This window comes from Methanomassiliicoccus sp. (assembly GCA_033485155.1).
Taxonomy (GTDB): Archaea; Thermoplasmatota; Thermoplasmata; order Methanomassiliicoccales; family Methanomassiliicoccaceae; genus UBA6.
Genome location: JAWQJJ010000003.1, coordinates 121,209 through 141,623, shown reverse-complemented (window position 1 = coordinate 141,623; position 20,415 = coordinate 121,209). Strand labels below are relative to the sequence as shown.

General features: G+C 60.2%; 19 protein-coding genes. 9 read left to right on the top strand and 10 right to left on the bottom strand.

From position 1 onward, the window contains the following. Nucleotides 1–39: 39 nt before the first annotated feature. Nucleotides 40–1,749 carry a threonine--tRNA ligase gene (gene thrS / locus SA339_06275; protein MDW5562816.1) on the bottom strand — a complete coding sequence of 570 codons (1,710 nt, stop codon included), beginning with the start codon at nucleotides 1,747–1,749 and terminating at the stop codon, nucleotides 40–42. A gap of 131 nt (nucleotides 1,750–1,880) precedes the next feature. Between thrS and SA339_06270 the strand changes: the two genes are divergently transcribed. Further along, complete coding sequence (locus SA339_06270; protein ID MDW5562815.1) at nucleotides 1,881–2,747, top strand: FKBP-type peptidyl-prolyl cis-trans isomerase; 867 nt, start codon at nucleotides 1,881–1,883, stop codon at nucleotides 2,745–2,747. A 111-nt stretch (nucleotides 2,748–2,858) separates the two neighbouring features. Here SA339_06270 and SA339_06265 read toward each other — a convergent pair whose 3' ends face one another. The 4 genes from SA339_06265 to thiD are packed head-to-tail and all read right to left on the bottom strand — an operon-like array spanning nucleotide 2,859 to nucleotide 7,011. Continuing rightward, complete coding sequence (locus SA339_06265) at nucleotides 2,859–3,923, bottom strand: glycosyltransferase family 4 protein (protein ID MDW5562814.1); 1,065 nt, start codon at nucleotides 3,921–3,923, stop codon at nucleotides 2,859–2,861. Further along, nucleotides 3,904–4,521, bottom strand: a complete 618-nt coding sequence (locus tag SA339_06260; protein ID MDW5562813.1) for a hypothetical protein — start codon at nucleotides 4,519–4,521, stop codon at nucleotides 3,904–3,906. Before SA339_06260 ends, SA339_06265 begins: the two co-directional genes overlap by 20 nt. A 22-nt stretch (nucleotides 4,522–4,543) precedes the next feature. After that, complete coding sequence (locus SA339_06255; protein ID MDW5562812.1) at nucleotides 4,544–5,710, bottom strand: glycosyltransferase; 1,167 nt, start codon at nucleotides 5,708–5,710, stop codon at nucleotides 4,544–4,546. Between the two features lie 8 nt (nucleotides 5,711–5,718). After that, complete coding sequence (gene thiD / locus SA339_06250; protein ID MDW5562811.1) at nucleotides 5,719–7,011, bottom strand: bifunctional hydroxymethylpyrimidine kinase/phosphomethylpyrimidine kinase; 1,293 nt, start codon at nucleotides 7,009–7,011, stop codon at nucleotides 5,719–5,721. A gap of 119 nt (nucleotides 7,012–7,130) precedes the next feature. Between thiD and SA339_06245 the strand changes: the two genes are divergently transcribed. After that, a complete protein-coding gene (locus tag SA339_06245; protein MDW5562810.1) occupies nucleotides 7,131–7,502 on the top strand; it encodes a hypothetical protein in 372 nt (123 codons plus the stop codon). A gap of 97 nt (nucleotides 7,503–7,599) precedes the next feature. Here the strand turns inward: SA339_06245 and argH are convergent, their stop codons facing one another. Both argH and SA339_06235 read right to left on the bottom strand, forming a co-directional pair. Next, nucleotides 7,600–9,051, bottom strand: coding sequence for an argininosuccinate lyase (gene argH / locus SA339_06240; protein ID MDW5562809.1), 1,452 nt, complete (start codon nucleotides 9,049–9,051; stop codon nucleotides 7,600–7,602). A gap of 83 nt (nucleotides 9,052–9,134) precedes the next feature. Continuing rightward, nucleotides 9,135–10,436 (bottom strand): argininosuccinate synthase, encoded by a 1,302-nt coding sequence (locus SA339_06235; GenBank protein MDW5562808.1) that lies wholly within the window; start codon nucleotides 10,434–10,436, stop codon nucleotides 9,135–9,137. A gap of 220 nt (nucleotides 10,437–10,656) precedes the next feature. Between SA339_06235 and argC the strand changes: the two genes are divergently transcribed. From argC to SA339_06210, 5 genes are read left to right on the top strand one after another with little or no spacing between them, the layout of a single operon-like run. Beyond that, on the top strand, nucleotides 10,657–11,676 hold the full coding sequence (gene argC / locus SA339_06230) for an N-acetyl-gamma-glutamyl-phosphate reductase (GenBank protein ID MDW5562807.1): 1,020 nt from the start codon (nucleotides 10,657–10,659) through the stop codon (nucleotides 11,674–11,676). Nucleotides 11,677–11,679: 3 nt separating this feature from the next. Continuing rightward, nucleotides 11,680–12,906 carry a bifunctional ornithine acetyltransferase/N-acetylglutamate synthase gene (gene argJ, locus SA339_06225; protein ID MDW5562806.1) on the top strand — a complete coding sequence of 409 codons (1,227 nt, stop codon included), beginning with the start codon at nucleotides 11,680–11,682 and terminating at the stop codon, nucleotides 12,904–12,906. A gap of 8 nt (nucleotides 12,907–12,914) precedes the next feature. Further along, entirely contained in the window at nucleotides 12,915–13,745 is an 831-nt protein-coding gene (argB, locus tag SA339_06220) for an acetylglutamate kinase (protein ID MDW5562805.1), read from the top strand. Nucleotides 13,746–13,748: 3 nt separating this feature from the next. Next, nucleotides 13,749–14,927: an aspartate aminotransferase family protein gene (locus SA339_06215; protein ID MDW5562804.1), complete on the top strand. Its 1,179-nt coding sequence runs from the start codon at nucleotides 13,749–13,751 to the stop codon at nucleotides 14,925–14,927. A gap of 18 nt (nucleotides 14,928–14,945) precedes the next feature. Next, nucleotides 14,946–15,218, top strand: a complete 273-nt coding sequence (locus tag SA339_06210) for a DUF1294 domain-containing protein (GenBank protein MDW5562803.1) — start codon at nucleotides 14,946–14,948, stop codon at nucleotides 15,216–15,218. A gap of 12 nt (nucleotides 15,219–15,230) precedes the next feature. Here SA339_06210 and SA339_06205 read toward each other — a convergent pair whose 3' ends face one another. After that, on the bottom strand, nucleotides 15,231–15,665 hold the full coding sequence (locus SA339_06205; GenBank protein ID MDW5562802.1) for a response regulator: 435 nt from the start codon (nucleotides 15,663–15,665) through the stop codon (nucleotides 15,231–15,233). A gap of 265 nt (nucleotides 15,666–15,930) precedes the next feature. On the opposite strand from SA339_06205, the gene SA339_06200 reads away from it, so the two are divergent. Further along, complete coding sequence (locus tag SA339_06200; GenBank protein ID MDW5562801.1) at nucleotides 15,931–16,614, top strand: ACT domain-containing protein; 684 nt, start codon at nucleotides 15,931–15,933, stop codon at nucleotides 16,612–16,614. Nucleotides 16,615–16,752: 138 nt separating this feature from the next. Further along, entirely contained in the window at nucleotides 16,753–17,241 is a 489-nt protein-coding gene (locus SA339_06195; protein ID MDW5562800.1) for a flavodoxin domain-containing protein, read from the top strand. Between the two features lie 42 nt (nucleotides 17,242–17,283). Here the strand turns inward: SA339_06195 and SA339_06190 are convergent, their stop codons facing one another. Together SA339_06190 and SA339_06185 are read right to left on the bottom strand one after the other, a co-directional pair. Continuing rightward, nucleotides 17,284–19,605 carry a hypothetical protein gene (locus tag SA339_06190; protein ID MDW5562799.1) on the bottom strand — a complete coding sequence of 774 codons (2,322 nt, stop codon included), beginning with the start codon at nucleotides 19,603–19,605 and terminating at the stop codon, nucleotides 17,284–17,286. Further along, nucleotides 19,581–20,405, bottom strand: a complete 825-nt coding sequence (locus tag SA339_06185) for a hypothetical protein (protein MDW5562798.1) — start codon at nucleotides 20,403–20,405, stop codon at nucleotides 19,581–19,583. The genes SA339_06190 and SA339_06185 overlap by 25 nt, the downstream gene beginning before the upstream one ends. Nucleotides 20,406–20,415: the final 10 nt, after the last annotated feature.

The following is a 20,415-nucleotide window of genomic DNA, read 5'->3' as shown; positions in this document are numbered from 1 at the left end:
AAGGCGTTTAGTGTCCTTCGGTCCCAAACCGAAGAACGCTCATGCCTGGTGGTGGGGGTCCGACTCATCTCTCAGCTGCTTCACAAAGTCGTCGAACTTCACCCCGTACTTCGGGGCCTTGGTCCCGTGGCGCCTTATGGCCAGGGTGCCGCTCTGCTCCTCCTTGTCCCCTATGACAATGATGTAGGGGATCTTCTGCAGCTCGGCGTCGCGGATCTTGCCCTCCACAGTGCCATAGCTCTGGTCCAGCTCCACGCGGTAGCCGAGATCGAAGAACTTCTTGCTGATGGCCTCGGCCGCCTGCTTGTTGTTGTCCTTGAACGAGATGATGCGAAGCTGCACCGGAGCCAGCCACACCGGGAGGTTGCCATTGAGGTGCTCCAGCAGGATGCCCATGAACCTCTCCAGCGAGCCGTACACGGTACGGTGTAGCATGATCGGACGGTGGCCCTTGCCGTCGTCCCCGGCATACTCTAGCTGGAACCGCTCTGGCATCTGGAAGTCGAGCTGGATGGTGGCGGTCTGCCACTCCCGACCCAGGGAGTCCTTGATCTTGAAGTCGATCTTAGGGCCGTAGAAGGCACCGTCGCCCTCGTTGACCTCGTACTTCACCCCCCTGTCCTCGAGCGCCTTACGCAGCGCCGCTTCTGCTCGCTCCCACAGAACGGGGTCGCCCATGGCGTTCTCCGGCTTGGTCGAGAGCTCCATGCGGTACTGGAAGCCAAAGAGCTTGTAGAATCGGTCCACCAGAGCCATCACTCCTACGATCTCTGGTTCCAGGGACTCTTCGGTGCAATAGATGTGCGCATCGTCCTGGGTGAACTGAATGACCCGGAACAGGCCAGACAGCACGCCGGAGAGCTCGACGCGGTGGACGTCGCCGAACTCCAGCATCCTCAGTGGTAGTTCGCGGTAGCTCCTCTCCCTGCTCTTGAACACCAGAATGCCGCCGGGGCAGTTCATTGGCTTTACCGCGAACTGCCGGTCGTCGTAGTTGGTCAGGAAGATGTTGTCCTTGTAGTGCCCCCAATGGCCGGACACCTTCCATAGGATATCGCTCATGACTTGCGGCGTTCGTATCTCCTGGTAACCGGCCTTACGGTGCTCCTCCCGGGAGAGGTCGATAAGCGCGTTCCTGATCGCTTGGCCCTTAGGGTGCCAGAATACCATGCCCGGCGCGACGTCGTAGAACGAGAAGAGGTCCAGCCTCTGCCCGATGATGCGGTGGTCGTTCTCCTTGAGATCTCCCTTGCTCAGCTTGGACTTGGAGACCTGCTTCAGGAGTACGGCGGGGTCGAAGTCCTCGACCTCGACCTGCTTCTTCGCCGTGACCCGGATCTCCCGCGAGAGCTCGGAGAGCGGGTGTCCCTTGCAGCTCATCTTGAACGCCTTGTACCATCCGAAGGGCGCGCGATGGACCTCCACCCCCTCATTCTGCAGCAAGGATTCCATGGTCCGGAGCATCTTCTTGCCCGCATCAGGCGATGACAGCGATGATGAGAGGTGGGCGTAGGGATACAGCACGATTCTTTCCGCCCCCACCTTCTTGGCCACCTCCAGGACGTCGGCGGCAGCCCTCTGAGCGATGCCCTCGAGGTCCTCCTCGTCCTGCTTCTCCACGCTGATGAAATCGATCAGGACCTCTTCCCAGCGGCCCTGCTTCTCCTGATCGGTGATCTGATCTGCCACGGGGGTCCGCTTCTTCACGGCATACTCCAGGTAGTCAGAGTGAATGTAGAGGGTCTTCATCGGTCTGTCGTAATACCTGTCCATTATTTTACTGTTCTCTGGTCGCCATCATCCACCAGTTCATCGAGCCAGAAGTGTGTAATTAGCCCACAACGCTTAAATGACCTCTCCAGGTTCATGGAGCGGTTCCAATGGCCTCAAAATCCTCTAAACCCGGTTGGCTTCGATACAAAAGCTCGCTGGTGGTCGTCGTCCTAGTCCTGCTCGTGGTGGGCGGTTCGGTCGGGGCGTACGAACTGATGGGCAGCGACAGGACGGTCCAGTCCGGCGACCTCGTGAAGGTCAACTACATCGGCAAGCTGCCGAACGGACAGGTCTTTGACACCTCCCTTTACTCGGTGGCCACCGACAACGCTACTTACCCCAAGGCGCTGTGCTTCAGCTTCCGGGGCAACTCGAGCACTTACACCACCCTCAGCTTCACCGTGGGCAAGGACTCCATGATCGAAGGGTTCGAAAATGGCGTGATGGGGATGAAGGCCGGGGAGACCAAGACCTTTGTCATCACCCCCGATGAGGCTTATGGCGATGCCAACACATCTAAGATCACGACCATGAACCTCACCGAGACCATACCTGTCCAGAAGACCATGAGCGTGACGGAGTTCAAGGCATACTTCGGGGAGAGCCCGACCAAGTTCACGCTCTACACCGACCCGAATTACGGATGGACGGTGTGGACGACGATGGTTGACAGCTCGAACGTGGTGCTTCAAAACCAGCCGGTGAATGGTACGACCTACAAGGCCTTCGACTCGTCGACCGATCCCAGCTATGGGTGGAACATCACGGCGGAATACGATTCGACGGGCACCAATATCATCATCCACCACCATCTCGACGCCTCCAGCGCGATGACGGTGAAGGGCATCGATAGCTCCACCACGCTGTATGTAACGGGTGTGGACGAGTCCGCCGGGACCGCGGTCATCGATAAGAACAACCAGATCCTCGGCAAGGACCTGACCTTCACCGTGACCGTGGTCTCCATCGGATGAAACCCCTTTTCTTTCTCCTTCTCCGAACGGTAACGACAACGGCCTGGCGGGGCGAGGCCGCCTACCGCAGTGGAAATCGCTGACAGGGTGGCCGAGGGCACATCGGAGCGATCACTCCTCGGCTACCTTGCGATAGGTCTCCTCGAGTTCCTCGAAGATGTTGGGCCAGGAATATCGGGTGATGTGTTTCTTGGCCGCCGCGGCACAGGAGCGGCGCTTGGTCTCGTCATGAAGCATGCCATTGAGAGCGGAAGCGAGTGCCGGGCCGTCCTTGGGCGGGACGAGGATGCCGCCGCCCCCTACCACCTCGGGCAGGCCGCCGACCCTGGACGCCACCACTGGCTTCCCCCAGGTCATCGCCTCAGCCACTGCCATACCGTAGGACTCGAACAGCGAGGGCATGACGAACAGCCGGCAGTTCGAGAGCAGCTCGAGCTTGCGCTCGGTGCTGACCCATCCCGTGAACTCGACCCTGTCGGTGACGCCGAGGGAACGGGCCAGTCGCTCCAGTTTCTCTTTCTCCGGCCCGTCGCCCACGATGATCAGTCTCCCCTCGACCCCGCTCATCGCCCTTATCAGGTATGGGAGTCCCTTGGTGCCCACCAGTCGGCCGACGAAGAGGATGTAGTCCCCTTCCCTGCCCTCCCCGCCCTGAAGGTCGATCCCCGGTGGGATAACCTCCAGCATCTCCGGCCGGAAGCCGCGCTTGAGGAGGTCCCCTTTGATGAACTCAGTGATGCAGATGACTCGATGGTCGCGGATGTGGCGACAGAACAGCGCATCGTTGACCAGACTTACCGCCCGGCCGAGTCCCTGTCCCTCGCCGTAGGTGTTGTGGAAGGTGAAGATCCATTTTCCCCGGTAGCGGCGGATGGCCTTGGTGTACGAGGGAGCCCACCGATAATGGAAGTCGACCACGTCCGGATCCAGTCGGTCCAGCGCTTCCAGCACTCCGGGCGTGGCAACGTACGGTGGATTGTAATGGCCGTAGAATTTCGAGGGCAGGCGGACGATACGGTATCCATCTCGCTCCTCCTCCGGTGCGGTGCCGGCGAGCTGGGAGGTGAGGATGATCATCTCATGTTTCCTCGAAAGTCCCTTGGCCACCTCATGCAGACGGTACTCGATCCCCCCCATGTACGGGTAGTGGTACGGGTTAAGCTGTACGATTCGCATTTTCACATTTCCTCTTGCGGATGAAGGAGGCCACGAAGCTGGCGGCCAGGATAGTGACGATCATTACTATGCTGGCGGTCTGGGCCGTGCCTTGGGAGAAATAGGCTAGGAAGAACCCCCCGAGCATCAGGATGGTCCCATACTTCAGCACCCCGCCGATCACCACGTACATCATCGATCTCCGGAGGTTCCAACTGGACAGGGCGATGAAGCCGCCCAGGAATGGCAGGATGGGGGCGATGCGGTTCAGGAGGATCATCCGCTCATCCTGGACCAGAAGGAAGCAGCGGTACCTCTCCACCGCCTTGCAGACCTTCTCACGGTAGTTGCCGAGCTTGGCCTTCTTGAGAATGAGATAGAGTGTCATCACACCGGCGATCTCGGCCAGGACGATGGTCAGCAACATCATGCTGCCGTAAACCAGCAGCCAGTTGCCCGATGCACCATCTTGGGATAGAAAGACCAGCACGACGAAAAGCTCTGGAAGGGTCGGAAAGATGATGGCGTCGATGTAGAAAAGCAGGAATATGAAAACCAGGCCCCCCCATAGGCCGAGTGGTTCGAATAATCCCCACAAGGCTGATCCCACATCGGTCATTCGGCCAAATATTGCATCCTGGTTAGAATACCTTTCCGTCCAAAACCATTTTCTTCCGTTCTATGGAGTACTTATAAAGCTCCACCAGCTTCTCCACGCTAAGCTCCACGGAATAGCCCATGGCGTACCGCCGGGCGCTCCACCGCATCTCCTCAGCATGGTCCAGCGCGCTCCCCATGGCCTCAGAGCAGGAGTCGGGATTGTCCTCGAACAGGAAGCCATTCTCCCCTTTGTGGATCATCTCCTTCACCGCCCGGTAGTTGATCCCGGCCACCGGCTTGCCGCTGGCCATGGCTTCGAGGCCCACCAATCCCTGGGTCTCGAACTTCGAGGCGATGACCGAGGCATCACAGGCCGCATAAACGCTGGGCAGCTCCTCGTCGGGGATGAATCCGGTGAAGATGATCCTGCCCTCCAACCCCATCTCCCTCACGCACTCCTGGTAGTGCTTCTTGGCCGGCCCCTCGCCCACGATGAGCAGCCGGACCTGGGGGTCTTTTTTCACTAGGCGGGAGTAGCCCTCGATCACCAGGTCCAGGTTCTTCTCGAAGGCTATCCTTCCGACATGGAGCAGAACCCGTTCGCCGTCCAACCCATACCGATGGCGAATGACCGATCCGTCGTTGTCCGGTCTGAAGCGCTCGCAATCGACCCCCGTGGGGATGATGTCCACGCGGTGCATGGCCGGAGCGTAGGACAGGAGCTCGGACTTGATCGCGGCGGTCGGAGCGACCACCGAGTCGGCCCGTTCCAGGAGCTGCTTGAGATATATCCAGAACAACCGATTGGTCATCCACTCGGGGATCGGCATGGGGGCGTAGTACTTGGCCGCATCGGTGATCATGGTGTGGAAGGAGACGACCACCGGCAACTTCATCGTTCGCGCGGCAAACATCGACCTGACACCCATGAATAGGAGGCCGTGGGTATGGATCACATCGACGTCCAGGTCATTGAGGATCTCGCACTTGTTCGTCGGGAAGGGGGACAAGCTGTAACCGGGGCAGCGCTTGTAACTAAGCAAGCGAAAGTAGAACACCCCTTCCTCGCGATGGCCGTTGCAGGGCTCGGGGGCGAAGATGTAGACGTCGTGGCCCAGTCGTTCCAGCTGGGCCTTGGTCGTGAGGATCGAGTTGACCACCCCGTCCCGAGCGGGGAGGAAACTGTCAGTGAACATCGCGACGCGCATACCAGTCCTCATCTCGTCATCGTTCTCAGTTTGCCCAGCAGCTCTTCGGGAGAGGAAGCGAACAGGCGTATCGCCGGCCCTCGTCCCGGTCCGCCCCGGTCGACGACCACGTCAGGGACACAATCAAGCAGCATTAATCCATCTTCCGGCCCCATTCCAGATTCCAGGGATGACCGATGCCCATCCCTGATCGTCCGCGAGGACAGCTTTGTCTTCCTCACCGCCTTGGCAAGTTCCTCAGAGAACGGGAGCTCTGCCCCAGCTCTCATTCGGCCGTCGACCTTCATGGCGGCCAGGATCGCCAGGCCAAGCCCCCTAGCCGTGCCGAAGGAGGGGCACGGGCAGGCGATCCCTTGCCCTGACGGGACCGCTACCGCGCAGACGTCCTCGGCGCCCTCCGCCCCGGAGAGGGCGAAGGCCATGCTGAGATTTTCTCCAAGTAACCACCCCGAGGGCCCGGCCATTGCCGCCTCCCCCGCCGCGGAGCGCAGTCGCGACAATGCTTGGAACCGCTGAGCGTCACGGAGCTGTCTTCCTAACGGCTCCACTATCGGCACACCTCTGCCGATGACGTGGCGAGCGATAATGGCATCGCCGATGGCCGCCCTGGATGCCAGGGCGCTCTCCCAGACACTTGATCCTTTGGCCAGGTTGGCCGCGAGGTACGATGAGAGGATGCACCCGCCGCCGTGCCCTCGAACGTCCACCCGGGGACCGGATAGGAGCAGGAACTTCCCGTCGTGGAACAAGGTATCGGTGCACTCCGCGGTCTTCATGTGCCCGCCCTTCAGCAACACCGCTTCCGCCCCCATCCCGGCGAGATCTCGGCAGGCCCTACGGACCGTGGCGTCGTCCTCGATCTTATAGCCAACCAGTGCCTCAGCTTCGGGCACATTGGGTGTGACGATAGTCGCCAGTGGTATAACGTGTTCCCTCAGCGCCTCGATGAGATCATCGCGGTTCAGAGCATCACCGACACCCGCCACCAGGACGGGGTCGATCACCAATGGAATATTCTCTCCGGACAGCCGGTCGGCGATAGCGGTGGCTATCCCGGCGGAGTACAGCATCCCGGTCTTGGCTGCGGAGACGTGGACGTCCTCGAGCACAGCGTCGATCTGGGCCACCACCTCTGTTGCCGGGAGAGGAAAAATGCCTGCCACCCGGGTGGTGTTCTGGGCAGTGATGGCGGTCACAGCCACGGCGGCGTGTATCCCCTGAGCGGCCATGGACTTGACGTCGGCCTCGATACCCGCCCCTCCCACCGAATCGGAGCCAGCGATGGTCAGCGCGACGAGCATGCCCTGGAAACCCTCTTGCCCGATATATACTAGTGCTTCAGGGTCACACCGACGCTCGATCATCAGACCGGCCCTAGAGCGGTAAAATATATATACCCACCCCCCTTTCAAAATGTTCGATGAAGGCGACCAGCGGGCATTTCATCTTCAACGATGACTTCCAATACAGTGAGCTTGCGGAACCTTTTCCCGAGATACTCACCACCTTTCTGGAGGAGACCGACCAGATGCCTGACGATGACGACGTCCTGCAGATGTTCATCTTCCTAAACCAGCAGGCGTTGCGAAAGAACGAGAAACCGGAGGGCTACAACCGCAAGGGACGGATGCGTTTGGTCTTCCCTCTGGGAAGCCATCAGTTCTACATCAAGTCCAATGTGGCGGGTAGCGAGGTCGTCAGGCTGAGCGAGAAGGTCAGCAAGATGCTCACCAAGGCCGGGGTCAAGCATACTCTGCAGTGGAACGCCCTCGGGCCCAAGGATCAGTACTGAGACGGGCTCCGAGCGGGGTGCTCCATTGTTTCCTCGGAGCGAGGCTCGGCGCTCGGCATAGGTCTGCAAGGCGGGGGCGCCCCGGAAGTCCGGATCCTCAACTCATCAGGGTGGCGAAGGCCCGCTCAACTCTCGTCCTCTCCCGGTCCACGAACTCACTCTGACGGTGCAGGACGGACATCGCCTGGCTTAGCTGCATGGGGGTGACCTCCGGCGATGTGCCCCCGATCGAGGTCCTACGGGCTACGCACCTATCCACCGGCAGAACGGAGAACACGTCGCGGTCTATGATGCCGCAGAAGCCCTTGAGTTCGTACACGTTGAGGTCCTCCAGGCGTTTCCTGTTGTCGATGGCGTAGCGCACGATGGCCCCCACAACCTCGTGGGCCCGGCGGAAAGGAAGACCCTTCATGACCAGGTAGTCAGCAAGATCGGTGGCGTTGATGTAACCGTCCTTGCACGCGTTGAGCATTCTCTCTTCGTTCAAGCGCATGGTCGCTACCATCGCCGCGGCCATTCTCAGGCAGGGGATCAGGCGATCATAGGCGGCGAAGACCGCCGGTTTGTCCTCTTGGAGGTCTCGGTTGTAAGCGGTCGGCAACCCCTTCATCGTCGTCAGGATGTTGACCAGATCCCCGACCGAGGCCCCAGTCCGCCCCCGGATCAGCTCTGCAACGTCGGGGTTCTTCTTCTGGGGCATGATGCTGCTGCCGGTCGAATACGAATCGGCCATCTCCAGGAATCCAAACTCGGAGGACGACCAGTACACCAGCTCCTCGCACAGCGAGGAGAGGTGTACGGCGGTGAGGGTAGCAGCGAAGAGGTACTCGGCCACAAAGTCGCGGTCCGACACCCCGTCGATGGAGTTGGGGCAGGGAGCGTCGAAGCCCAGAAGGCTGGCGGTGCTCAGGCGGTCGATCTTGTAGGTGGTGCCGGCCAGGGCGGCAGAGCCGAGGGGACAGACGTTCAGCCGTTTATAGGAGTCCACGAGCCGTTCGGCGTCCCGCTGCAGGCGGAAGAAGTGGGCCATCAGCCAGTGCCCGACCGTCACCGGCTGGGCATGCTGGATGTGAGTGAAACCGGGGAGGATGATCTCCAGGCTATCGCTGGCCCGCTCCATGAGGGCCTTCTGCAGCGCGCTGATGGCCTCCAACGTATCGAGGGTGGCGTCACGCATGAACATACGAAGGTCTGTGACCACCTGGTCGTTTCGGCTCCGGGCGGTATGCAGCCGGGCCCCGGCGTCCCCGACCATATCCGTGAGCAGGAACTCGATATTGGAGTGAATATCCTCCAAGCTCTCCTGCACCGGCAGGGTCCCCTCTTCGACCTGCGCCATGATTGAATGCAGCCCGCCCTGGATGGCCTCGCCGTCCTGGGCGGATATAATGCCCTGGCGGGTCAACATCCGGGCGTGGGCCAAGGAACCCAATATATCGTACCTTGCCAACCGCTGGTCGACGGCAAGGGAGGTGGTGAATAGCAGCGTGCTCTCCGCCGCCCCCTCGCTGAACCGCCCGGACCACAGCGTCTTCCTTTCCCCGCTCATAATAGCTCCTCCTCGTAAGTCATCATCGTCGAACCTGGAACCGTCCCCCGTTAGAAAAAGGAATGGGTGGAAAGGGTTTGGGCTCAGGTGGCCTTCTTGCGCTGGACCTTCTTGGCCGCCTTGATGGGAGGCGCCTGCTCGACTACCTTCATCTTGGCCTTATGCGCCGAGGCCACCGTCTTCAGGGGCAGGCCCCAAACGTAGATGAATCCCTTAGCCGAGGTGTGATCGAACTCGTCGCCCTTGGCATAGGTTGCCAGGCCCTCGTTGTACAGCGAGAAGGGGGACTCCCGCCCGACGACATCCACGTTTCCCTTGTAGAGCTTTACCGTGACCATGCCGGTGACATACTTCTGGGTGCTCTCCACGAAGGCGTCCAGTGCCTCCCTCAGCGGAGAGAACCACAGGCCATCGTAGGCCAGCTCGGAGAAGCGCTGCTCCACTCCCTTCTTGTAAGCGAGGACGTCCCTGGTAAGCACCATGCCCTCCAGGGCCTGGTGGGCCTTGATGAGGGTGATGGCCGCCGGGCACTCATAGGTCTCCCTGGACTTGATGCCAACCAGACGGTCCTCGACATGATCGATGCGGCCGACGCCGTTCTCCCCGGCCATCTGGTTGAGCTTCATGATGAGCTCGACCGGCGGGAGCTTGCGGCCGTCGACGGAGACCGGTATGCCCTTCTCAAAGGCGATGTCCACATATACTGGCTTGTCCGGGGCCTTGAGCGGGGATACCGTCCACTCGTGGGAATCCTCAGGCGGCTCCTTCGACGCGTCCTCGATGATCCCGCACTCACAGCTGCGGCCCCACAGGTTCTCGTCGGTGGAGTACGGGCAGGCCTTCTTCACCGGTATGGGGATGTCATTCTTCTTGGCATAGTCGATCTCCTCCTCGCGGGTCATGACCCACTCCCGCATGGGGGCGATGATGCCGATCTTCGGTGCCAGCGCTCCGATGCTGACATCGAAGCGCACCTGGTCGTTCCCCTTGGCGGTGCAGCCGTGGGCGATGTAGTCCGCCCCTTCCTTTTGGGCGACGTCGACCAGGATCTTGGCAATGAGCGGCCTGGCGATGGCGGTGGAGAGCGGATAGATGCCCTGATACAGGGCGTTGGCCTTGAGGGAAGGCCAGACATAGCCCTCGGCGAACTCTTCACGGGCGTCGACGGCGTAGGCGGCGACCGCACCGATGGTCTTAGCCCTGCCGATGTTCTTCTCCATATCCCCCGGCTGTCCCACGTCGATGGAGACGGCCACCACATCAAGGTCATAGTTATCTTGGAGCCAGCGGATGGCCACCGATGTGTCCAGGCCGCCGGAGTATGCGAGCACGACCTTCTTCCTGCCAGGTTTGGGGACGACGTCCTTCTTCTTGCTGGATACCATTACTATCGGGCTGTCCACCAGGCCCTGATTATATAGGATTGATGAACGAACTCCGACAAACAGCCCCCCTGTAGTCTCTCTCGGGACATGCAGGAAAAGCTAGTGGCCAGATAGTCCCTTCTGTTACAGGTGAGGACTCGATTGTCGCATTTGGGTCATCATCCTTAATATGCGCACCTTTTTATCAACGGCCCTAAAACGTGGAACGAGGAACCCTGGGATGATCAAAGCAGCTATCGTTGGAGGGTCCGGCTATACCGGAAGCGAACTGGCACGCATTCTGTGCCGCCATCCTGAGATGAATTTGGTGGCTATGACTTCCAGGCAGAACGCGGGAACCCCAGTGGCCAAGATATTGCCCTCCTTGAATGGGTTCACCGATTTGACTTTCGAGGCTCAACTGGATGCCGACGCCGACGTGGACTTGGCGTTCCTGGCCACCCCTCACGGCGCGTCCATGGGCATCGCTCCTAGCTTGCTTTCCAGGGGTATCAAGGTCATCGACCTCAGTGGGGACTACCGCCTGGGAGACCCCGCTGTTTACGAGAAGTGGTACGGGCATCCCCACAAGGACCTCGACGGCTTGGCCAAGGCAGTGTATGGCATGACGGAGCTGTACCGCGAAGACATTGCCCGTGCCGACCTCGTGGCCAACCCGGGGTGCTACCCCACCTGTGCGGTCCTCTCCCTCGCGCCCCTGTTGGCCGCGGGGCTGGTCGAGGACCGGGTGATCATCGATGCCAAGAGCGGGACCTCGGGAGCGGGCGCAGAGCCGAGCAAGGCGACCCACCATCCTGCCTGCGGCTCGTCGATCACCCCCTATAAGATCGTCGGGCATCGTCACACTCCCGAGATAAAGATGGCTCTTGATGCTGTATCGGGCACTGGTAACGGCGTAGTCTTCACCCCCCACCTGCTGCCCATAGTGCGCGGCATGCTCACCACGAGCTACGTTGTTTTGAAAAAGGATAAGAGCAAGAACGAATTGCAGGCGATCTACGATTCGTACTACGCCGGTCGGCGGTTCGTCCGCCGGGTGGCGGTGCCGTCGATACCCTCCACGGTGGGTTCGAACTTCGCCGAGGTCGGGGTGGAGACGGCGGACGCCGATACGGTCGTGGTCATGGGAGCACTGGATAACCTGGTGAAGGGAGCGGCCGGCCAGGCTGTGCAGAACGCCAACATCATGTTCAAAATGGACGAGACCGTCGGTCTCGATTTCCCCGGACTAGGAGTGTAAGAGATGAACACCATCGATGGCGGGGTCACCACCCCCAAGGGCTTCAAGGCGACAGGCATACACTGCGGTATCAAGAAGGAAAGGCTGGACCTGGCGATGATATACTCTGACAGGCCGGCCATCGCCACCTGTGCCTATACGCAGAACAAGATGCGCGCCGCTCCGGTAGAGCTCATGATCCAGCGCCACAGCGACAGGCTGCAGGCGTTCGTGGTGAACAGCGGCAACGCCAATGCCATCACCGGACCCCAGGGGATGAGGGATGCCATCAGCATGTCCGAGGCCGCGGCCAAGGCGCTGGGCCTCGACCCACTGCACGTAGGGGTGGCGTCCACTGGTGTCATCGGGCGCTTCCTGCCCATGGACCGCATGATCCCGGGGATTGAGAGCATCGCCAAGCAGCTCGGCTCCGGCCGGGAGTTTGACCACCGCGCCAACATGGCCATCCTGACCACGGACAAGACGATCAAGGAGGCTGCCTGCCAGATCACCCTCAAGGATGGCACCGTGGTCACCATCGCTGGGATGGCCAAAGGCTCGGGCATGATCTCTCCGTCCATGAAGACCAAGCACGCCACCACCCTCAGCTTCATCACCTCCGATGCGGTGCTGATCAAGGCCCCGGAGTGGAAGTGGCAGGAATGCATTAACAAGAGCTTTAACATGATCAACGTCGACGGTGACCAGAGCACTAACGATATCTCGGTGTTCATGGCCAACGGTGCCGCGGGAGGCAAGCCGGTCGATGACAACCCCGAGTTCTGGAGCGGAGTGCTGTACGTGCTGCAGTCCCTCGCCAAGCAGGTCGTGCTGGATGGTGAGGGTGCCACCAAGCTAATTGAGCTTAAGGTCACCGGAGCCAAGAACGACCGCGAGGCCCGTACCACCGGCCGGTGGATCATCTCCTCCTCGCTGGTGAAGACCGCGATCTTCGGAGCGGACCCCAACTTCGGCCGTGTGCTCGCCGCGCTGGGCAATTCGGGCAGCGAGTTCGATATCGACAAGCTGCGGCTGACCATCGGAAGCAAGGGCGACGAGGTCGTCCTGTTCGAGGGTGGAGTACCTCAGGTGAAGCCTTGTTCCGAGGTCGAGGTCAAGGCCCGGAAGCTGCTCTCCGACCATAACATCACCATGCACCTGGAGCTCGGGGTCGGCAACGGCCAGGCCGAAGCGTGGGGTTGCGACCTCACTTATGAGTACGTGAAGATCAACGCCGAGTACACTACCTAGGGATGGCGATGAGCGATCATCAAGGCTCCAGGCGGCGCGTACTGGTCAAGTTCGGAGGCAATGCGCTCAGCGGTGAGGGGGACCTCTATCGGTTCGGAGAGGACATCGCTTCCCTCATCGGCTCCCGCTTCGCCCCGATTATCGTCCACGGAGGCGGACCCGAGATATCGCAGGAGATGGAGAAGCGGGGGCTCAAGGTTCAGAAGATCGGTGGCCTTCGGGTGACCGATGCTGCCGCCCTGAAGGTGGCCGCCGACGTGTTGGCGCGCATCAATCAGGAGATCGTCCGGACGCTCTCCCGGGCGGGGGTCAAGGCTGCCGGTATGTCCGGCTGCGAAGCCTCGGTCATCGCCTCCAAGATGCCTCCGACCAAGGTTCCCGATGGATTGGGCGGCTCGATCATGGTAGACCTGGACCGCGTTGGAGACGTTTCCAGCGTAGACCCTGCCCGGCTCGAGGAGCTCATAGCGGCAGATACTGTCCCGGTGATCTACCCCATCTGCGCCGACCTCGAAGGTAACGAGTTCAACGTCAACGCCGACACAGTGGCCGCTCACGTGGCCCGGGCCGCAGGGGCTCGGGAAATGGTGCTGGTCACCGATGTGCCAGGCATACTGAAGGAGGAGTCGGTCATCCGTTCGATCACCCTCCGGGAGATAGATATGCTGATCGCCGAAGGCACCATCACCGGGGGCATGATCCCCAAGGTGGACGCCTGCCGGACCGCCCTCGAGAACGGGGTGAAGATCGTATACATGCTCAACGGCAAGGATCCCCACGCCCTGGTCAGGAAGCTGATCAGGGAAGAGGAGACCGGCACCAAGATCACGGTGGGATGAACAATGAACAAAGAAAAGGTGAAGGAGCTGGACCACCAGTTCCTGTTTCAAAACTACGGACGCCAAGATCTATGCTTCGACCATGGGGAGAGGGAATACCTCTACGACCTATCGGGGCGGAGGTACATTGACCTGGTGGCCGGGATCGCGGTCAACTCTCTCGGATACTCTCACCCTGACGTCGTCAGGACGATATGCGAGCAAGCCACCCGCCTTATTCACGTCTCCAACCTATACCTGGTTAAGGAGCAGGCCTTGGCCGCTGAGGCGCTGGCGAGCATCCTGCCGTCCCCTCTGGGGGCGACCATGTTCTGCAACAGCGGGGCCGAGGCCAACGAGGCCGCCCTCAAGCTGGCGGTGAAGGCCACCGGCCGGAGCCGGGTGTTGTCCACCAGGAACTCATTCCACGGCCGGACCTCGGTGACCCTATCGGCCACGGGCCAGCCCAAATACCATTCGGGGTTCGAGCCCCTGCTGTCCAAGGCCTTCGATTTCATCGATTATGGGAGCGTCGAGCAGCTTAAGGTTGCGATTACCAGGGACACCGCAGCGGTGATTTTCGAGCCCATCCAGGGGGAGGGAGGGATCATCCCGGCGGGCGAGGAGTTCGTGCGCACCGCCAGGGATCTGTGCGACGAGCGGGGTGCGCTGCTTATCATGGATGAGGTCCAGACGGGCATGGGACGCACCGGCAAGTGGTTCGGATTCCAGCATTATGGCGTAGTGCCGGACATCATGACCCTGGCCAAGGCTCTCGGCAGCGGCGTCCCCATCGGGGCCTGCGTGAGCACCAGGGAAATCGCCGCCACCTTCAAGCCGGGCACCCACGGCACCACCTTCGGCGGAAACCCTCTCTCCTGCGCCACCGCCAGGACGGTCATCGAGGTCATGAAGCGCGACCGGCTGGTCGAGCGCTCCGCTGAGCTGGGCGCGAAATGGGCCCAGGAACTGAGGACCATCGCTGTCCACGGAAGCAAGGTTGCCGAGGTTCGCGGTCAGGGACTGATGATCGGGCTGGACATGGGCGAGGAAGCCAGGAAGTTCCAGGAATATGCCCTGAACGCCGGCATTCTGGTCAACGTGTGCGGTGGGCGGGTTGTCCGGATGGTGCCCCCGTTGATCGTCAGCGACGGCTCGGTGCAGGAGCTGAACAACACCCTCAGGGGATACCTGGGAGCCTGAGCGGAGGGGGCGATCGATATGGTATCAACCACTGCGGTGCTCCTGGGGATTTATCTCATGATGAACCTGGCCTCGTTCGTCGTGTACTACCTGGACAAGAGGGCGGCGATCAGGAGGCTGAGGAGGATACCGGAGAGCACCCTGCTTCTCATCGCCCTGATAGCCCCCTTCGGGGCGGTGGGGGCGATGAAGCTCTTCCATCACAAGACCAGGAAGCTGAAGTTCTATCTAGTCTACGCGTTCGCGGTGCTCCACATCGCCATCATCGCCTACCTCCTTCTCCGCCTATAGTCACTAGAGCCATCACCACGCTGGGGCGACCGTCTGCTCTTCCTTGGCGTTGTGGTCCTCCTGGGGGGGCGGAGCCAGGACCTGGCTCACCAGGGCCAAAGCCTCCCGGTAGTTGCTGGGGCGAGGGACCTTCATGTCGATGGGCATCCGACCAGGGACAGGAGGTAAGTCGTCGGTGAACGACGAGGTAAGCATGACGAAGGGGACTGATTGGTACAAGGGGCTGGTCCTCACATTACTCATCAGCTCGCCACAGCTCATTCGAGGCATATGATCCTCGCACAGGATCAGGTCGGGACGATAGCCGCTGTTGATCACCGACAGAGCAGCATAACCGTTGTTGACATGAAAGACGTCGATCTTCGGGTCAACGTCCCGGAACGACCCGATGAGAAAGCGGGCGAAGGCGATGTCGTCCTCGACCAGCAGTACGCTGTGCACGCTCACGAGCCGTCATTGGGCACTGCCATAATATATCTAAGTGAGCAGATATTCAAACCTGATAACGAACGCTGGCCGTTGGCACCCTTCCTCCTTCACCTGGCCGAGCGAGGAGGAAACAGCGGGCACATGGAAGACCAAGCTTGGACCGGCAGATTCGCGACCGGCCATCTGGTCATGAGGCCGAGAGTCGGACCATGCTGCCCCAATGGTCGTTGAGTGATACTTCGCTCAAAATTATTATACTGTATTCCGCTATCAGCTCGATTTCATGAAAAAGGAAATGCCCAAGGAGAGCATCGCCGAGCGCACCCGAATCTATATTGATGCTCATCCCAGCATTAAGGACTGCATTTCCAAGGATCTTATCAACTATTCTTCCCTGGCGAGGCTGATCATGAAGGATCTCTCCATCGCCAACGAGGAGGCGGTAATGATCGCCTGTCGCCGTTACGCGGTGAAGCTCGGAAGGCAGGACCATGAGAAAGAGATCCTCAGGGTACTGCGCAACTCCCGCTTGGAACTTAAGACGAAGATCGCCATCATCACTGCCAAGAACGATTGGACGGTCCTTCACCGTCTTGAGGCGGTCCTCAAGAAGCTGTTCAACGACAAGTCCATCATGCAGGTCATCCAGGGAACCCATGCCATAACCATCATCGCCGACGAGAAGCTCAAGAACGAGGTCGTCAACGCGGTGGGGCAGGAGAACGTGGTCAAGATCCGCATGGGGCTGGTGGAGATATCGGTCCGCTCCCCGGAGCGCATCGCCGAGACCAGCGGCGTGTTCGCTTTCCTGGCCAATAACCTCGCGGACGGGGGCATCAATGTTCTCGAGTCGGTCAGCGTGTTCACCGACACCATTTTCATCGTCAGCGAGGACGACATGATGCAGGCCTATGCCATCCTCTCGAAGTGCATCGAGTCGGCAGAAAAGATGGAAGCCGAGGACTGAGGGGCCGCGGCCTTAACATTACTTCAAGGCAGGATGCGACCACCAAGCCGCGCCTGGTCCCTGCACCGCGTCGACGCCCTCGACCGATGGCCCCAACTTGGATAAACCGCTGACGACAATCATCATCGGGGTTCAAGGATGAGGGTCGAGATCTATCATGGATCGAAGTACGGCAATGGGGCAAGGGTGGCCGAGGAGATAAGGCGGTTGCTTGTGGCTAGGAACGACGATGTGAGCGTGCATCACATGAGCGAGGCGAGCCCAAAGGATCCGCTACCCGCCGAGCTATACATCCTCGGTTCGCCCACTCACTTCGGGAAGGCGCCCGGTAATGTCATTCGATTCCTCAAGCGGTTGACCCTGCCTCCCGGGACGCGGTATGCGGTCTTCGCCACCTTGAGCGCGCCCAGGCCGGACAAGGTGACAGGGAGGATGCCAACGGAGGAAGAGCTGCAGAAGCTCTGCCGCACGCTGCCAATGATCGACGAGCAACTCCGGGCCAAGGGCATGGTGAAGGTGGCGGAGATGGCCGCGTTCGTCGACCCGGAGAGCATGAAAGGGCCCCTGGTGGAAGGGTGGGAGAAGCGGGTGGGGGCGTTCGTGAATCGTATCACGAGCGAACCGTGACGATCAGCGCGTCACCGGCCTCCCACGCTCCCTATTCGAAGTTCAAGGTGTCTTTCTCACCGCGGCCTTGGACGAGCGGAGGGCATCCTCCCCTATTTCCTGCCTGATCTCCTCCTCGACATCGGCCTCCGCATCAGGCGCTTCCTCTGCTTCCACCTCGGCGTAGGTAAGGCCCTCCACCTGCACCCGCTTGGCCCTGTTTTCCTCCTTCTCTATGAGCCTCTGTTCCCTGTTGAGCGCTTGCACCTCGGTCGAGGTGACGGGATGGTAATCGTTAGCTACCCACTCCCGACGATATAGCAGATACTCGACCAGGACCATGAGGACGAAGATGCTCCAGCCGATCAGGAAGGCGTAGACGATGAAGGTGAAGTCTACAGCCATACCGGCCTTGACCCTGCCCAGGTCTCCTCCCCGGACAATATGCCCGCCTTGAAGGGCTAGATAGGTATATGAAGCGCCAACGAGGCACATGATCAATCCGAAGGTCAGCTTGGAGGTCGATCCCGCTTGATAGAAGCCGTAGATCGCCCTGGCCGCTGCCAGAGGGATGGCCAAGAGGACGATGAAGATGTACGTCTGCCGCAGGTTCGTATCCAGGCCGGAAAGGTCGATGCCGCCGATCGAGTAGCCTGTGCTCTCGATCACCGTGAGTATCACGATGATAATGATCGTGGTGTAGTAGAGATATCGGACAATCCCCTTGCGGGCCCATCTCGTCCCTTCATAAGTGCTGCCGAAACGGAACCGGAACTCCTGGATGCGAGTCATCTTCTTTATTGGCTTCAGCGGCTTGACCCTCCTCCCTACTGAGGTCAGCCAAGCCCTTCGGGCATCGATGAACTCGGTCACTTGCAGGAACCCCACGAACAGTATGGAAACGATGACCAGCGTTACCACAAGGTTGAACGGGATTATCAGCCCGGCCTGGCGGCAAGCATCCTCTACGGCGGGCGTCAGGAACGTCGAGAACACATAGAGGAAAAGGCCTGGCACGAGGAGAAGACCCACCAGCAACCGACCCAGACTGCCGGCTGGATAGAACCCCCGTCCAAAGGAGATGACCGTGAGCAGGGAGCCGAACAGGAGCACCAGGTACACCATGTTCCTCATCGCGTCGAAGAGCGGACCGGTCTGAACGCCAGCAGCCCGTCCGGCGGCCAAGGAGAGGATGACAAATATCACGACCAACGTCACGAACCTGAAGAACGTCTTCTGGGCCATGGCCAGACCGCGGCTGGTGTTCCCAATGGCCGGGCTGATCTCATAGATTCGGGAATCCGGATGGGCCGACCAGGAGCGCTTCTTTCTGCTCACCTCGAAACCGTTCCGGATCTTCCATGGCCGGCGTTCGTCCCAAAACTCACCGATAGCCCGGAAGACATCGATGGCTGCCCAAAGAGCCAGGGCGATCACGATGGGCCAGATCGGAAAATCGACGTCTGACGTCCGGGCAGCCTGGGGAAGGCCACTCAGGGCGAAGATGACGAAGATGAGGAGCACGAAGGTCAGCGAGGTGCTCACATCGAAGACGGTCCTCGAGATGGTCCCCTTGGGATAGAATCCTTTGAACCAGGCCAGGACGACCATGGGGATTCCCAACAGCAGAATGAGCCCCACCATATTGGTGATGATGTCGATGAACGCCGCGCCATTGCCCGTCGAATCGAAGCCCAGGAGGGAGAACAGCCAAGCAAAGGCCAGGAGAACGAAGGACCAGCGCACGACCACCTGTCCGATGAACCGGTTCGTGGAGGAGGCTGCGGCGGCGTAGCTCCCCAACCGGAGATCGAACTCCCCCGCGCCGAGCTTGGGCCTGTAATCGGGGGCTGAACTTGTTGACCTGGCTAACGCCGTTCTGAAGAACTGGTAGTCCCTGACGAACCTAGTGGCACTGCCCAGCGCGAGATAGCACGAGAGGCCGAAGAGCTGGATAGCAGGCAGGACCCAACCGAACCCCGTCATCGCCCGGCTGAAGCCGCCGGTCAGGAATATGCCATAGCTGTAGATGACCAGGAACGCCGCTCCGATGAGGCCGAAGAGCATGCGGGCCTTGGTGATCCTCAGGTGATAGGCCCACGCGAACGAGATGATCACCACGGGCACTCCGAATAATATCGCGTTGGTCCTCACCTCCTCTAACCCGGAAATGGTCTGGTCACCTTCGGCCCCCAATAACAGCAAGGTTGTGAGGACGAACGGTACAACGATGAAGATGACAGCCTTAACCCCCGCGACCGTCACCGCATCAGATACGGTCCCTTGAGCTAGGCCCAGGCGGGTAAGCCTTCTACGGATGGGGGCGGTGGTCTGATCAGGGCTGCCATCGATCATTTCCATCACCCGCCTGGCGGAGGCCGCCAATCTCGCTCCTGCTGATGATTCCAGGAGAAGTCACCTGCGGTCACCGTGACGTTGATTGTCAGGCGGTCGGAGGAGCTGTTCAGATGCTCGTATGTCCCTGGGGCCAGGTCTATCGTAAGATCGCCGCTCCCATTGCCCCCCAAGGGGATAGTCTGGTTGAACGTGCCAAAGTCCTGGGTCTCGTTTCTGATGGTGCCCGAGATCGAGAGGTTTCGACCGTAGAGTACGCCTGAGCTGTTCATGTAATATGGCATGACAAGGGAGCTGTTGCCGTCCAGCTGGGAAAGGGAGGCCCGGCTGAGGTCAAAATGCGACTTGATAAGCGGACCGAGGGTTATGCTGCTGTTGAGCCCGACCTGGGCGCGGAGGTCGAACAGGTACCTTACATTGAAGTACACCAGGCCCCCCACGGTCACCTGGTCGAACAGCATATCTCGCACTCTGAAGTTCTCGAAGGCCGTTCGATTGACATGGAACATGACTGGGATCGTGGTCCATGCGTTCGGTCCGATGTCGGTCTTGGTCGAATTGAAAGCGGCCAGTACGGCGTTGTCGGTGCCGTAGAGCTCGAGAACGAAGTATATATCATTGAAGGGGAACAAGCCACCATTGCGGATGCTGAGGTTGTTGGTCATGATGACCTGGTTATCTTCAATGGAGGTGACCCAGCTGTCGGGAGGAGGCAGCTGTACCTGAACTGCCCCCGGGACGACCGGCACCATCATCAGGCCGATCAGGACGAAGGTGAGGAGCGTCCAAACAAGGGAGATGGTGCTCAGAGCTCTGACGGCTGCCTTCATCTGCAGTATT

Excerpts from the sequence above, each read along its gene's own strand:
- thrS (MDW5562816.1), bottom strand. The coding sequence starts at position 1,749 with ATGAAGACCCTCTACATTCACTCTGACTACCTGGAGTATGCCGTGAAG.
- SA339_06270 (MDW5562815.1), top strand. The coding sequence starts at position 1,881 with ATGGCCTCAAAATCCTCTAAACCCGGTTGGCTTCGATACAAAAGCTCG.
- SA339_06265 (MDW5562814.1), bottom strand. The coding sequence starts at position 3,923 with ATGCGAATCGTACAGCTTAACCCGTACCACTACCCGTACATGGGGGGG.
- SA339_06260 (MDW5562813.1), bottom strand. The coding sequence starts at position 4,521 with ATGACCGATGTGGGATCAGCCTTGTGGGGATTATTCGAACCACTCGGC.
- SA339_06255 (MDW5562812.1), bottom strand. The coding sequence starts at position 5,710 with ATGCGCGTCGCGATGTTCACTGACAGTTTCCTCCCCGCTCGGGACGGG.
- thiD (MDW5562811.1), bottom strand. The coding sequence starts at position 7,011 with ATGCTCGTCGCGCTGACCATCGCTGGCTCCGATTCGGTGGGAGGGGCG.
- SA339_06245 (MDW5562810.1), top strand. The coding sequence starts at position 7,131 with ATGAAGGCGACCAGCGGGCATTTCATCTTCAACGATGACTTCCAATAC.
- argH (MDW5562809.1), bottom strand. The coding sequence starts at position 9,051 with ATGAGCGGGGAAAGGAAGACGCTGTGGTCCGGGCGGTTCAGCGAGGGG.
- SA339_06235 (MDW5562808.1), bottom strand. The coding sequence starts at position 10,436 with ATGGTATCCAGCAAGAAGAAGGACGTCGTCCCCAAACCTGGCAGGAAG.
- argC (MDW5562807.1), top strand. The coding sequence starts at position 10,657 with ATGATCAAAGCAGCTATCGTTGGAGGGTCCGGCTATACCGGAAGCGAA.
- argJ (MDW5562806.1), top strand. The coding sequence starts at position 11,680 with ATGAACACCATCGATGGCGGGGTCACCACCCCCAAGGGCTTCAAGGCG.
- argB (MDW5562805.1), top strand. The coding sequence starts at position 12,915 with ATGAGCGATCATCAAGGCTCCAGGCGGCGCGTACTGGTCAAGTTCGGA.
- SA339_06215 (MDW5562804.1), top strand. The coding sequence starts at position 13,749 with ATGAACAAAGAAAAGGTGAAGGAGCTGGACCACCAGTTCCTGTTTCAA.
- SA339_06210 (MDW5562803.1), top strand. The coding sequence starts at position 14,946 with ATGGTATCAACCACTGCGGTGCTCCTGGGGATTTATCTCATGATGAAC.
- SA339_06200 (MDW5562801.1), top strand. The coding sequence starts at position 15,931 with ATGAAAAAGGAAATGCCCAAGGAGAGCATCGCCGAGCGCACCCGAATC.
- SA339_06195 (MDW5562800.1), top strand. The coding sequence starts at position 16,753 with ATGAGGGTCGAGATCTATCATGGATCGAAGTACGGCAATGGGGCAAGG.
- SA339_06185 (MDW5562798.1), bottom strand. The coding sequence starts at position 20,405 with ATGAAGGCAGCCGTCAGAGCTCTGAGCACCATCTCCCTTGTTTGGACG.